This window comes from Mesorhizobium sp. P2_D5, from assembly GCF_056404355.1.
In genome coordinates, this window is sequence record NZ_JBFUEE010000002.1 from 215,121 (window position 1) to 230,391 (window position 15,271).

Annotated in this window: 4 protein-coding genes; all 4 read left to right on the plus strand. The window is 67.2% G+C overall.

The features are described from left to right. Positions 1-7 precede the first annotated feature (7 nt). The 4 genes from AC1DYW_RS07915 to AC1DYW_RS07930 all read left to right on the plus strand — a co-directional run bounded on the left by AC1DYW_RS07915 (position 8) and on the right by AC1DYW_RS07930 (position 15,250). Complete coding sequence (locus AC1DYW_RS07915) at positions 8-322, plus strand: hypothetical protein (RefSeq protein ID WP_143748632.1); 315 nt, start codon at positions 8-10, stop codon at positions 320-322. A 94-nt stretch (positions 323-416) separates the two neighbouring features. Next, entirely contained in the window at positions 417-5,750 is a 5,334-nt protein-coding gene (locus AC1DYW_RS07920) for a DUF4347 domain-containing protein (protein WP_477225742.1), read from the plus strand. An 842-nt stretch (positions 5,751-6,592) separates the two neighbouring features. Beyond that, positions 6,593-7,369: a DUF4347 domain-containing protein gene (locus tag AC1DYW_RS07925; RefSeq protein ID WP_477225743.1), complete on the plus strand. Its 777-nt coding sequence runs from the start codon at positions 6,593-6,595 to the stop codon at positions 7,367-7,369. A gap of 3 nt (positions 7,370-7,372) precedes the next feature. Continuing rightward, positions 7,373-15,250 (plus strand): DUF4347 domain-containing protein, encoded by a 7,878-nt coding sequence (locus tag AC1DYW_RS07930; RefSeq protein ID WP_477225744.1) that lies wholly within the window; start codon positions 7,373-7,375, stop codon positions 15,248-15,250. The last annotated feature ends 21 nt before the right edge of the window (positions 15,251-15,271 follow it).

Sequence of the window (15,271 nt, forward strand, 5' to 3'; positions counted from 1 at the left end):
AACAACGATGAGCTACATAGCAGGGTTTGCGGTCATGGAAGTCGCCGTTAGAGGCGTCTTGCCTATCGGCGATACGACCGAAAACGTGCCTTATTTTATTCTGGACACGGCCAAGAACGCCATCGTCGGTCAGGTCGTTCTTCCCAAAGCCGTCAAGCGAAGCCTCGCCGTCGCTCTCACTGTCAAGGTTCCGGCCGCAGCCGGCTCATTTGCGATTGGCACGTTTGAAGATGGCGGAAACTTCCAGGCCTGCAGCTTCCTCCGCGTAGAGAGCCCCGCTGTCAAACATCCCGACGGCGCCGTCGGCCCGTCCGGAAGATGACGGCGCCCGTGCTCCTTCTCCCTACGACCGCTCGCCGGCCAAGCCGGTGGGCGGTTTCCCCTTGAATCGAATTCGAAGCCAACAGGAGCCAGTCATGGCCCGTGCCTCTGAAATTCTCTTCGTGGATCCTTCAGTCTCCGACCTCGAGACGGTTCTCGGCAACGTGCGACCGCAAGTCCAGGCTGTCGTGCTCGATGGCCGCCGGCCGGCCGCACAACAGATCGCTGCCGCGCTCGCAGGGCACGAAAGCCTCGATGCGATCCATATCATGGCACATGGCGCACCTGGCCGGGTTGGCTTCACTTCAGGAGAGTGGTCGGCCGGGACGTTGAAGGAAGCGGCTGACGATTTTGCCGCGATCGGCAGGGCGCTTGCCGCGGACGGCGAGCTGCGGCTGTGGAGCTGCGAGACGGCGTCGGGGGATGCGGGCGAGACCTTCGTGGCGGCGCTGGAAGAGGCCGTCGGCGCGGATGTCCGTGCATCAAGATCGCTGGTTGGTGCAGCCGCCCTGGGCGGCTCCTGGGAACTGTCCGCACGTGCAAGCGCGCCCACGCCGCCGCCGCTGACCCCGGATGGAATGGCAAGTTACGCCGGGGTGCTGGCGGTTGATCTGACACTCACTGGCAACTTGACTGTTCAGAATGGCTCCGCAACCATTAACACCTACTATTTAATAGATACAACAGCAAATCCTGATGTGTTGGTTGGYAGCTTTCCACTGCCTCAATCGGGTAATGGGGTTGTCAGCGAATTTGCGGTAACTATTTCAATACCAAATGAAACTCATACTTATGTGATTTACGACGCCGGCTTCAATTTATACGGCACACTTACTCCAGGCGCCGGTAATACTTACAATTTCGCAGCGGGTCCCTCCAATGGATCCGGGGGCAATCTATTTGATGTTGGGAGCTTCAGCACCAGTACAGTTGGCGCGACGGGCCCGGCGGGCCCGACCGGCGCTACGGGAGCGACCGGCGCGGGTGCGACCGGAGCCACGGGTGCAACCGGAGCGACAGGCGCCACGGGTGCTACCGGCACAGGTGTGACCGGAGCCACAGGTGCGACTGGCGCAAGCGGCCCGACGGGTGCGACTGGCGCAAGCGGTCCGACCGGTGCGACAGGCGCAAGCGGCCCGACCGGTGCAACAGGCGCGAGCGGCCCGACCGGTGCGACTGGCGCGAGCGGCCCAACCGGTGCCACTGGCGCGAGCGGCCCGACCGGTGCGACTGGCGCAAGCGGCCCGACGGGTGCGACTGGCGCAAGCGGCCCGACGGGTGCGACTGGCGCAGGCGGACCCACAGGTGATACCGGCGCTACGGGTGCAACAGGTTCGACTGGCGCAGGCGGCTCGACCGGAGCCACGGGCGCGAGTGGCTCGACGGGAGCGACTGGCGCAGGCGGAGCCACAGGTGATACCGGCGCCGCAGGTTCCACTGGCGCCACGGGCTCTACAGGTGCGACCGGCTCGACTGGCGCGACGGGCGACACCGGAGCCGCGGGCTCCACTGGAGCAACCGGAGCCACAGGTGCGACCGGCGCCACGGGTGATACCGGAGCGACTGGCTCGACCGGCGCGTCCGGTTCGACCGGAGCGACGGGTTCAACAGGTGCGACTGGCGACACTGGTGCAACAGGAACCACGGGTGCTACGGGCTCTACCGGAGCGACCGGCTCGACTGGTGCCACCGGTGATACCGGAGCCGCGGGCTCCACCGGCGCAACCGGAGCCACAGGTGCGACCGGCGCCACGGGTGATACCGGAACGACTGGCTCGACCGGCGCCTCCGGTTCGACAGGTGCGACTGGCGGCACTGGTGCAACTGGAACCACGGGTGCAACGGGCTCTACCGGAGCGACCGGCTCAACTGGTGCCTCCGGTTCGACCGGAGCAACTGGTTCGACAGGTGCGACTGGCGACACTGGTGCAACAGGAACCACGGGTGCAACGGGCTCTACCGGAGCGACTGGCTCAACTGGTGCCACGGGTGATACCGGAGCGACTGGCTCGACCGGCGCCTCCGGTTCGACCGGAGCGACTGGTTCGACAGGTGCGACTGGCGACACCGGTGCAACAGGAACCACGGGTGCAACGGGCTCGACCGGAGCGACTGGCTCGACCGGCGCAACCGGTGATACCGGAGCGACTGGCTCGACCGGCGCCACCGGTTCGACCGGAGCGACAGGCTCGACCGGCTCGACCGGAGCAACTGGCTCGACAGGTGCGACTGGTGATACCGGCTCGACCGGAGCGACGGGCTCGACTGGTGCGACTGGCGACACTGGTGCAACGGGTTCGACTGGCTCGACTGGCGCCACCGGTTCGACCGGAGCGACAGGCTCGACCGGCTCGACCGGCGCAACTGGCTCGACAGGTGCGACTGGCTCGACAGGTGCAACTGGTGATACCGGCTCGACCGGCGCCACCGGTTCGACCGGAGCGACAGGCTCGACCGGCTCGACTGGAGCAACCGGCTCGACCGGAGCGACAGGCTCGACGGGTGCGACTGGCTCGACCGGCTCGACTGGAGCAACCGGCTCGACCGGGGCCACCGGCTCGACGGGTGCGACTGGCTCGACTGGTTCGACCGGCGCAACTGGCTCGACAGGTGCCACTGGCGACACTGGTGCAACGGGTTCGACCGGCTCGACTGGAGCAACTGGCTCGACTGGTGCCACCGGCTCGACTGGTGCAACGGGTTCGACTGGCTCGACTGGCGACACTGGTTCGACCGGAGCGACTGGCTCGACTGGTTCGACCGGCGCAACTGGCTCGACGGGTGCCACTGGCGACACTGGTGCAACGGGTTCGACCGGTTCGACTGGAGCAACTGGCTCGACTGGAGCCACCGGCTCGACTGGCGCGACTGGCTCGACTGGTGCGACGGGTGCCACTGGCTCGACCGGCGCAACTGGCTCGACGGGTGCGACTGGCTCGACAGGTGCAACTGGCGATACCGGCTCGACCGGAGCCACTGGCTCGACTGGTGCGACTGGCTCGACTGGGTCGACTGGAGCAACCGGCTCGACCGGGGCCACCGGCTCGACTGGTTCGACCGGAGCGACAGGCTCGACCGGTGCCACTGGCTCGACCGGCGCAACTGGCTCGACAGGTGCAACTGGTGATACCGGCTCGACCGGGGCCACAGGCTCGACAGGTGCGACGGGCTCGACCGGCTCGACTGGAGCAACCGGCTCGACCGGGGCCACCGGCTCGACGGGTGCGACGGGTTCGACTGGTTCGACCGGCGCAACTGGCTCGACGGGTGCCACTGGCGACACTGGTGCAACGGGCTCGACCGGCTCGACTGGAGCAACCGGCTCGACTGGAGCCACCGGCTCGACAGGTGCAACTGGTGATACTGGTTCGACCGGCGCAACCGGCTCGACTGGTGCCACCGGCTCGACTGGTGCAACGGGTTCGACTGGCTCGACTGGCGACACCGGTTCGACCGGAGCGACAGGCTCAACCGGCTCGACTGGAGCGACAGGCTCGACGGGTGCCACTGGCTCGACCGGCGCAACTGGCTCGACAGGTGCAACTGGTGACACCGGCTCGACCGGGGCAACCGGCTCGACTGGAGCCACCGGCTCGACTGGTGCGACGGGTTCGACTGGTTCGACCGGCGCAACTGGCTCGACGGGTGCCACTGGCGACACTGGTGCAACCGGTTCGACCGGCTCGACTGGAGCAGCTGGCTCGACTGGTGCCACCGGCTCGACTGGTGCAACGGGTTCGACCGGCTCGACTGGCGATACCGGCTCGACCGGAGCCACCGGCTCGACTGGTGCGACGGGCTCGACCGGCTCGACTGGAGCAACCGGCTCGACGGGTGCCACTGGCTCGACTGGTGCAACGGGTTCGACTGGCTCGACTGGCGACACCGGTTCGACCGGAGCGACAGGCTCAACCGGCTCGACCGGAGCGACAGGCTCGACGGGTGCCACTGGCTCGACAGGCGCAACTGGCTCGACAGGTGCAACTGGCTCAACCGGCTCGACCGGGGCCACCGGCTCGACTGGTGCGACGGGCTCGACAGGTGCAACTGGTGATACCGGCCCGACCGGGGCCACCGGCTCGACGGGTGCGACGGGCTCGACAGGTGCAACTGGCGATACCGGCTCGACCGGAGCCACCGGCTCGACGGGTGCGACGGGCGATACCGGAGCGACTGGAGCGACCGGAGCGACTGGCGACACTGGAGCCACAGGTGCAACGGGCTCGACCGGTGCAACCGGCGCCACAGGTGATACCGGAGCGACTGGAGCAACCGGAGCCACGGGTGCGACTGGCGATACCGGAGCGACGGGCTCGACTGGCGCCACCGGTGATACCGGAGCGACTGGCGCCACCGGTGATACCGGAGCGACTGGAGCAACCGGAGCCACGGGTGCGACCGGCGATACCGGAGCGACGGGCTCGACTGGCGCCACCGGTGATACCGGAGCGACTGGAGCAACCGGAGCCACGGGTGCGACCGGCGATACCGGAGCGACGGGCTCGACTGGCGCCACCGGTGATACCGGAGCAACTGGAGCCACGGGTGCAACGGGCGATACCGGAGCGACTGGCTCGACTGGAGCCACGGGTGCGACCGGCGATACCGGAGCGACGGGTTCGACCGGCGCCACCGGCGACACCGGAGCGACTGGAGCAACCGGAGCCACGGGTGCGACCGGCGATACCGGAGCGACAGGCTCGACTGGCGCCACCGGCGACACCGGAGCGACTGGAGCAACCGGAGCCACGGGTGCGACCGGCGATACCGGAGCGACGGGTTCGACCGGCGCCACGGGTGATACCGGAGCAACTGGAGCCACGGGTGCGACCGGCGATACCGGAGCGACCGGTTCGACCGGAGCGACTGGCGACACTGGTGCAACGGGCTCGACAGGAGCCACCGGTTCGACCGGTGCTACTGGTTCAACAGGTGCGACTGGCTCGACCGGGGCAACAGGTACGGCTGGTTCGACAGGTGCTACCGGAGCCACGGGCTCGGGCGGTGGAACAGGTGATCATGACCACAATGGCAATAACGGCTTTGGCAATGGAGATCAGGATGCACCTGGTGGTTCCGGGAACCACAACAATGCCGAAAACGGCCCTGGTCACAAAGCCAGCGTCACCTCCACCTCGCTCGGCCTCAAGGACACTGCAAAATTCCTGCAGTCGGGCTCGACACATGGCAACAGTGATCACGACAGCCATGCGTCGTTCCGCAACCTGATCGGCCTGGCGTCCACATCGGTGTCGACAGACCTGCTCAATGTCCTCAAGACGATGAGCGGATTTGGTCAGAACCACAACAAGCCGTCGGGGGCGAGCTCGGATCTCACCTCGGACCAGACCAAGCATGGCGCCGGCTACGCCAGCGACGATCATTCCATCAAGACGACCCTGAAGGATCTCTTGAAGCCGCATGAGTAAGTAAGGAAAGTTAAATGGACCACGTCCGGAGACTGGTCCAGGTTTGAAAAAGGGGCGCGCGGACTTCGCTGGAAGTTCGCGCGTTTCCACTTCTTGTCGGTGCGGCATCGTCTTGCGGAAAACCCTCCGCCGGCCATCTCTGGCTTCCAGCGAGGGCTGCGGATCGGCCTGGCGAGTCGATTATTTTTAGTAAGTCGGCGCAAACGGAAATGAAGCCGCCAAGCCTGCGATTTTCAAAAAGAATCTGCGCGGCTTCGGCTCTTCGATACTGACCAAGTTCGGCCATCTTGTTCCTGGCCATTCACCAAATCTCCACTTTATAGTTTACAAATCCCTAATTTTCGATTTTACTAATGTGTGACACGGGGTGTGTCCGCAGGTCGCGCGGTAGGGTTGCCGACGTCCTGCGAAGTTTTGGGGAAGGATCTGGGGGTCGTTAAGCCACATCGCGGGCGATGATGGAGGCGCGTTCTTTGAGCGCGCCTTGAAAGCCGCGTCAACGTTGCCCGCCCACGGAGGCGGACAGGTTTCCCGTTCCAGAGTTCCCTCGCGTTTGGACGCCGATCCGTCGGCGTGACCAGTGGCGGGAGTGTGTCGTGGGTGGGGTGAGATTGCGTGCGAGTTGGGCCCGGCGCGGAGCGATTTCCGGCGTCGATAGGCCCGCAATCCGACAGCGGCGACGGACCGCCGCAGCCGGCGGCTGGCAGCTTGGCCGCCGCTGTTCCGCCCTCCATGAAAGCCTCAGCACCGCGCGGCCTGCCCGCGCGCCCGACCCCGTCGTGCCGGGCGTCGCCGGCGGATGCTCTCAGCTTGAACCCAGTTGGAACCAACGGGATCTCGCCATGGCCAGCGCCACCGAACTCGTTTTCGTCGATCCCTCGGTATCCGATCTAGGCACGATCCTCGGCAATTTGAGGCCAAGGGTCGAGGCGATCGTGCTTGATGCCAAATCCCCGGCCGCGCGCCAGATGGCACGGGCGCTCGAAGCTCGTGACGGCCTCGACGCCGTGCACGTGATCGCGCACGGCGCGCCCGGGCGGGTGTGCTTTGCGGCCGGCGACTGGTCGGCGCGCACGCTGCAGCACGATGAGGCCGATCTCGCCACGATCGGCCAGGCATTGGGTGGCTCCGGCGAGCTGCTTCTGTGGAGCTGTGACGCGGGCGCCGGCGCTGCCGGAGCCGATTTTGTCGATGCGCTGGCGCGCGCGGCGGGGGCGCCGGTTGCGGCCGCCACCGACCTGGTTGGGTCGCCGACGCTCGGCGCACGATGGAAACTGACAAGGAACACCGCGGCGCGGGCGCCGCTGACGGAGGAGGGTATCATGGGCTACGCAGCAGTGCTTGCCGCGATCGAGATCACGATCTCCGGCTTGATCCCAACCGGCATGACCGGCGGCTCGACGACCTACTTCGTGGTCGACAGGGACCACGGCACGATTGTTGGCAACCTCAATCTGCCGAACATAGCGAACAACGCCTTCCGGATCGCCGTCAGGGTGCCGGGTGGAGCGACGAGCCTCGACGTCGGCGTCTTTGACGAAAGCGGCAAGTTCACCTCGGCTGGCTTCACTGTGGATGTGCCCGCGCGTCCATCCGGCGCCGTCGGGCCGAAGGGGTGAGCCATGCTGAAGGACCTCACCTCGGATCCCTTCCATAGCCCGGCCGCCGCGCTGGGCCTTTACGCATCGACACACAAGGTTTCGCCCGCATACCCTCAGAGCGGGCGAGCCATGACGTTCGAGCCCGAAGTCCTGTTCATCGATCCCGCCGTCGCCGACATACCCGCCATCCTTGCCGGGCTGCGGGCCGGCGTGCAGCCGGTGCTCCTCGACGCGGCGCGGCCGGCGGCCGCACAGATGGCGGCGGCGCTGGCCGGCCGCCAAGGCCTTGCGGCAGTGCACATCATCGCCCACGGCGCGCCTGGGCGCGTCGCCTTCGCGGCCGGCGAATGGTCGCGCGAAACGCTGGCGCGCGACGCCGGCGACCTGGCCGCGATCGGCCGGGCCCTGGCCGAAGACGGCGACCTGCGGCTGTGGAGCTGCGAGACGGGTCGCGGCGCGGCGGGTGAGGCGTTTGTCGAGGGCCTCGAGGATGCTACCGGGGTGTATGTCGGCGCCGCCAACGCTTTGGTCGGCGCGGCGTCCCTGGGTGGACAATGGGAGCTGGCGGGCGGGCAAACGGCGCCGCTGACGACGGCGGGGGTCGCGAGCTATTCGGGCATCTTGAGCGTGGAAGTTACCCTTAATGGGACGCTTGATACAACCGGTGCAGTCTTTGCTGTTGAATACTATGTCACCACTTCTACCGGCGTTATTGTTGGCAGCTTCTCGCTTCCGTCTAGGGCGGTCGGTGGCTCTCCTCCTGTCTTCTCGTCAGTTGCGATTTTAATAAACGTTCCTTCGACTGGAGTGGCGACAACATATACAATTACTGCGCTCGTCCCACAGTCGGGTAACAACTCCAATCAGGATTTTACCCAAGTTGCGGCAGGAACCTTTACGGTTCCGGCTTCTGGCGTTGGTGCGGTTACGGTTGCCGGTGCGGACGCCATTGCCGGCAACGGTGTCTTTGCGGTAACCCCTTCATCTGCCGGAACAAACATTGGCCCGACCGGCGCCACAGGTGCGACGGGTGCGGGCGCGACAGGTGCGACCGGCGCCACGGGCGCTACAGGATCGACCGGCGCCACAGGTGCGACTGGTGCCACGGGTTCGACTGGCGCCACCGGAGCCACAGGTGCGACCGGCAATACGGGCGCCACTGGTTCCACGGGCGCCACTGGTTCCACAGGCGCGACTGGTGATACGGGCGCCACAGGTTCGACCGGAGCAACCGGAGCCACAGGTGCGACCGGCGATACGGGCGCCACGGGTTCCACAGGCGCGACTGGTGATACGGGCGCCACAGGTTCGACTGGAGCAACCGGAGCCACAGGTGCAACCGGCGATACCGGTGCCACAGGTTCGACTGGCGCCACGGGCGATACTGGCGCTACGGGTGCGACCGGCGCAACCGGAGCCACAGGTGCGACCGGCGATACCGGAGCGACGGGCTCAACAGGTTCGACCGGCGCGACCGGCGATACGGGCGCCACGGGTTCTACTGGCGCGACTGGCGATACCGGCGCTACGGGTTCGACTGGAGCAACCGGAGCCACAGGTGCGACCGGCGATACGGGCGCCACAGGTTCGACTGGAGCTACTGGCTCGACTGGCGCCACGGGCGATACTGGCGCCACGGGTGCGACCGGCGCAACCGGACCCACAGGTGCGACTGGCGATACGGGCGCAACGGGTTCGACAGGCGCCGCTGGCAATACTGGCGATACCGGCGCAACTGGCTCGACCGGTGATACCGGCGCCACAGGTTCAACTGGAGCCACGGGCGCAACCGGTGATACGGGCGCGACTGGTGATACGGGCGCCACAGGTTCGACTGGAGCAACCGGAGCCACAGGCGCGACCGGCGATACCGGCGCCACGGGTTCAACCGGCGCCACAGGCGATACGGGCTCGACTGGTGCAACCGGCGATACCGGAGCCACGGGCTCTACCGGTGCCACAGGTTCGACTGGGGCAACTGGAGCCACAGGTGCGACCGGCGATACCGGCGCCACGGGTTCAACCGGCGCCACTGGCGATACGGGCGCCACGGGTTCGACTGGAGCAACCGGAGCCACAGGTGCGACCGGCGATACCGGCGCCACGGGTTCGACAGGCGCCACTGGCGATACGGGAGCTACAGGTTCGACTGGAGCAACCGGAGCCACAGGTGCGACCGGCGATACCGGCGCCACGGGTTCGACCGGCGCAACCGGCGATACGGGAGCTACGGGTTCGACGGGAGCAACCGGAGCCACAGGTGCGACCGGCGATACGGGCGCCACGGGTTCGACTGGCGCCGCTGGTGATACGGGCGCCACGGGTTCGACTGGCGCAACCGGGGATACAGGCGCCACGGGTGCAACCGGAGCCACAGGCGCAACCGGCGATACCGGAGCGACGGGCTCAACAGGTTCGACCGGCGCAACCGGCGATACCGGTGCCACGGGTTCGACTGGCGCAACTGGCGATACCGGAGCTACTGGCTCGACCGGTTCAACCGGAGCCACAGGTTCGACCGGCGATACGGGCGCCACCGGCTCGACCGGAGCCACAGGTGCGACCGGCGATACCGGCGCCACGGGTTCGACAGGCGCCACTGGCGATACGGGAGCCACAGGTTCGACTGGAGCAACCGGAGCCACAGGTGCGACCGGCGATACCGGCGCCACGGGTTCGACAGGCGCCACTGGCGATACGGGAGCCACAGGTTCGACTGGAGCAACCGGAGCCACAGGTGCGACCGGCGATACCGGCGCAACGGGTTCGACTGGTACCACCGGCGCGACCGGCGATACTGGCGCCACTGGTTCAACCGGCGCAACCGGCGATACTGGAGCGACGGGCTCTACCGGTGCAACAGGTTCGACTGGAGCAACCGGAGCCACAGGCGCGACCGGCGATACCGGCGCAACGGGTTCGACCGGTGCAACCGGAGCGACAGGCTCGACGGGTGCCACTGGCTCGACCGGAGCCACCGGCTCGACTGGTGCGACGGGCTCGACCGGCGCAACTGGCACGACAGGTGCGACTGGCGATACCGGTGCAACTGGCTCGACCGGCGCAACTGGCACGACAGGTGCGACTGGCGATACCGGTGCAACTGGCTCGACGGGAGCAACTGGCTCGACAGGCGCCACTGGCGATACTGGAGCCACAGGTTCGACTGGAGCAACCGGCGCCACCGGTGCGACCGGCGATACCGGCGCCACGGGTTCCACAGGCGATACCGGCGCGACTGGCTCGACCGGAGCCACTGGCTCTACAGGTGCCACGGGTTCGACTGGGGCAACTGGAGCCACAGGTGCGACTGGCGATACCGGAGCTACTGGCTCGACCGGTGCAACCGGAGCCACAGGTGCTACGGGTTCCACCGGCGCGACTGGTGATACCGGCGCGACGGGCTCTACGGGTTCAACCGGAGCGACGGGCGATACCGGAGCGACGGGCTCTACCGGCGCCACTGGCGATACCGGAGCGACGGGCTCTACCGGAGCAACCGGCGACACGGGTTCGACTGGAGCAACCGGAGCCACAGGCGCGACTGGCGATACGGGCGCAACTGGCGCAACCGGCGATACCGGAGCTACAGGGTCTACAGGTGCAACCGGAGCCACAGGTGCGACTGGCGATACGGGTGCCACAGGTGCGACGGGCGATACGGGTTCCACTGGCGATACCGGCTCGACAGGCGCAACTGGCGACACTGGTGCGACGGGTTCGACCGGCTCGACCGGAGCAACTGGCTCGACGGGTGCGACTGGCTCGACAGGTGCAACTGGCGACACTGGTGCAACGGGTTCGACCGGAGCGACAGGCTCGACCGGAGCGACAGGCTCGACGGGTGCGACCGGCTCTACAGGCGCCACGGGTTCGACCGGTGCAACCGGCGCGACGGGAGCAACTGGCTCGACAGGTGCCACTGGCGATACTGGAGCCACAGGTTCGACTGGAGCAACCGGTGCCACAGGTGCGACCGGCGATACCGGCTCGACTGGAGCCACCGGCTCGACGGGTGCGACTGGCTCGACTGGTTCGACCGGCGCAACCGGCTCGACCGGGGCCACCGGCTCGACAGGCGCCACTGGCGATACTGGAGCCACAGGTTCGACTGGAGCTACTGGCTCGACCGGTGCAACCGGCGAGACCGGAGCTACTGGCTCGACTGGAGCAACTGGCGCTACGGGTTCGACTGGGGCAACTGGAGCCACAGGTGCGACTGGCGACACTGGTACAACGGGTTCGACTGGCTCGACTGGCGCCACCGGTTCGACAGGCTCGACCGGCTCGACGGGGGCCACTGGCTCGACCGGAGCCACTGGCTCTACAGGCGCCACGGGTTCAACCGGCGCTACGGGAGCAACGGGTGATACCGGAGCCACTGGAGCCACCGGCGCGACGGGAGATCCAGGCGCTACGGGTTCGACTGGTGCGACCGGCTCTACCGGCGCTGCGGGCTCGACCGGTGCAACTGGCTCTACAGGTGCCACGGGTGCAACGGGTCATACTGGCGCTACGGGTTCGACGGGCGCGACCGGCCATACCGGCGCGACGGGCTCGACTGGAGCAACGGGTCATACCGGTGCGACGGGCGCCACGGGTTCGACGGGCGCCACCGGCCATACCGGCGCGACGGGTTCGACTGGTCATACCGGCTCTACCGGCTCAACCGGCTCGACTGGAGCAACGGGTCATACCGGTTCGACGGGCGCTACGGGTTCGACGGGCGCGACCGGAGCAACTGGTGCGACTGGCTCGACAGGTGCAACTGGCGATACCGGCTCGACTGGCGCCACCGGTTCGACCGGAGCGACTGGCTCGACCGGCTCGACTGGAGCAACCGGCGCGACTGGTTCGACCGGCGCAACTGGCTCGACGGGTGCGACTGGCGACACTGGTGCAACGGGTTCGACCGGCTCGACCGGCGACACCGGTTCGACCGGAGCGACAGGCTCAACCGGCTCGACTGGTGCGACTGGCTCGACCGGAGCAACTGGCTCGACCGGAGCAACTGGCTCGACAGGTGCAACTGGTGATACCGGCTCGACCGGAGCGACGGGCTCGACGGGAGCGACTGGCTCGACTGGTGCGACTGGCGATACCGGCTCGACCGGAGCCACCGGCTCGACTGGTTCGACCGGCGCAACTGGCTCGACGGGTGCGACTGGCGACACTGGTGCAACGGGTTCGACCGGCTCGACTGGCGACACCGGTTCGACCGGAGCGACAGGCTCAACCGGCTCGACTGGAGCAACCGGCTCGACTGGTGCCACGGGCGATACCGGAGCGACCGGTTCGACCGGGGCGACTGGCGACACTGGAGCAACAGGTGCGACCGGCGATACGGGTGCCACGGGTTCGACCGGGGCAACTGGAGCCACAGGTGCCACAGGCGCAACTGGCGATACCGGAGCAACCGGCTCGACTGGAGCGACTGGCTCTACAGGCGCCACGGGTTCAACCGGCGATACCGGCGCAACGGGAGCTACAGGTGCGACCGGCGATACCGGCGCCACAGGTGCGACTGGCGCAACCGGCGATACCGGAGCTACTGGCTCGACCGGTGCAACCGGAGCCACAGGTGCTACGGGTTCCACCGGCGCAACTGGTGATACAGGAGCAACCGGCTCGACTGGAGCTACTGGCTCCACAGGCGCCACGGGTTCGACTGGTGCCACAGGTGCGACTGGCGATACCGGAGCGACGGGCTCGACTGGAGCAACTGGCTCTACCGGTGCCACGGGTTCGACTGGCGCAACAGGTTCGACCGGGGCAACTGGAGCCACAGGTGCTACGGGTTCGACCGGAGCAACCGGCTCGACCGGCGCCACTGGTTCGACGGGCTCGACCGGCGCCACTGGTTCGACCGGAGCAACCGGCTCGACCGGAGCAACGGGTTCGACCGGCGCCACGGGTTCGACGGGTGCGACCGGCCATACCGGCTCGACCGGCTCTACCGGTGCGACTGGCTCTACCGGGGCAACCGGAGCAACGGGTCATACTGGTTCGACCGGCGCCACTGGTTCGACGGGTGCGACTGGTCATACCGGAGCAACCGGCTCGACCGGAGCAACGGGTTCGACGGGTGCGACCGGCCATACCGGCTCGACAGGCTCTACCGGTGCGACTGGCTCTACCGGGGCAACCGGAGCAACGGGTCATACTGGTTCGACCGGCGCCACGGGTTCGACGGGTGCGACCGGCCATACCGGCTCGACAGGCTCTACCGGTGCGACTGGCTCTACCGGGGCAACCGGAGCAACGGGTCATACTGGTTCGACCGGAGCAACGGGTTCGACGGGCGCGACCGGCCATACCGGCTCGACAGGATCTACCGGTGCGACTGGCTCTACCGGGGCAACCGGAGCAACGGGTCATACTGGTTCGACCGGCGCCACGGGTTCGACGGGTGCGACTGGTCATACCGGCTCTACCGGTGCAACCGGCTCGACCGGCGCCACTGGTTCGACGGGTGCGACTGGCCATACCGGCTCTACCGGTGCAACCGGCTCGACCGGAGCAACGGGTTCGACGGGTGCGACCGGCCATACCGGCTCGACCGGTGCAACCGGCTCGACCGGAGCAACGGGTTCGACTGGTGCGACGGGTCATACCGGCTCGACCGGAGCAACCGGCTCGACCGGCGCCACTGGTTCGACTGGTGCGACTGGTCATACCGGCTCTACCGGAGCAACCGGCTCTACCGGAGCAACGGGTTCGACGGGTGCGACCGGCCATACCGGCTCGACAGGCTCTACCGGTGCGACGGGCTCTACCGGGGCAACCGGAGCAACGGGTCATACTGGTTCCACTGGCGCCACTGGTTCGACTGGTGCGACTGGTCATACCGGCTCTACCGGAGCAACCGGCTCTACCGGAGCAACGGGTTCGACGGGTGCGACCGGCCATACCGGCTCGACAGGCTCTACCGGTGCGACGGGCTCTACCGGGGCAACCGGAGCAACGGGTCATACTGGTTCCACTGGCGCCACTGGTTCGACGGGTGCGACTGGTCATACCGGCTCTACCGGTGCAACCGGCTCGACCGGCGCCACTGGTTCGACGGGTGCGACTGGCCATACCGGCTCTACCGGTGCAACCGGCTCGACCGGAGCAACGGGTTCGACGGGTGCGACTGGTCATACCGGCTCTACCGGTGCAACCGGCTCGACCGGAGCAACGGGTTCGACGGGCTCGACCGGCCATACAGGCTCGACAGGCTCTACCGGTGCGACTGGCTCTACCGGGGCAACCGGCTCGACCGGGGCAACCGGCGCAACTGGAGCAACGGGAGATCCAGGCGCCACGGGTTCGACGGGTGCGACCGGCCATACCGGGGCAACCGGCTCGACCGGAGCGGCGGGCTCGACCGGTTCCACAGGTGCGCCTGGTCCGACTGGTGCGACCGGTTGGGGCGGTGATCATGACAAGTACGACCAGCATGGTCACCATGGCCATCATGGCAACAACGGCAACGGCAACAACGGCAATGGCAACGGCCACGGCCACGACAACGACCACAAGAACAGCAGCAATTCAGGGAAGGGACACAAGCATGACCACGATGGCAAGCCGGGTAACGGTCACGCCGGCAAGGTCACGTTCGAGTCGCTCGGGCTCAAGGACGCTGCGAAATTCCTGCAGTCGGGCTCGACACATGGCAACAGTGATCACGGCAGCCATGCGTCGTTCCGCAACCTGATCGGCCTGGCGTCCACATCTGTGACGACAGACCTGCTCAATGTCCTCAAGACGATTAGCGGATTTGGCCAGAACCAGAACAAGTCGTCGGGGGCGAGCACGGATCTCAGCTCGGACCAGACAAAGCATGGCGCCGGCTTCGCCAGCAACGACCACACCGCCAAGACCCTGAAGGATCTCTTGAAGCCGCACGAGTGAGCAAGAACCTTGAAGAGAGAC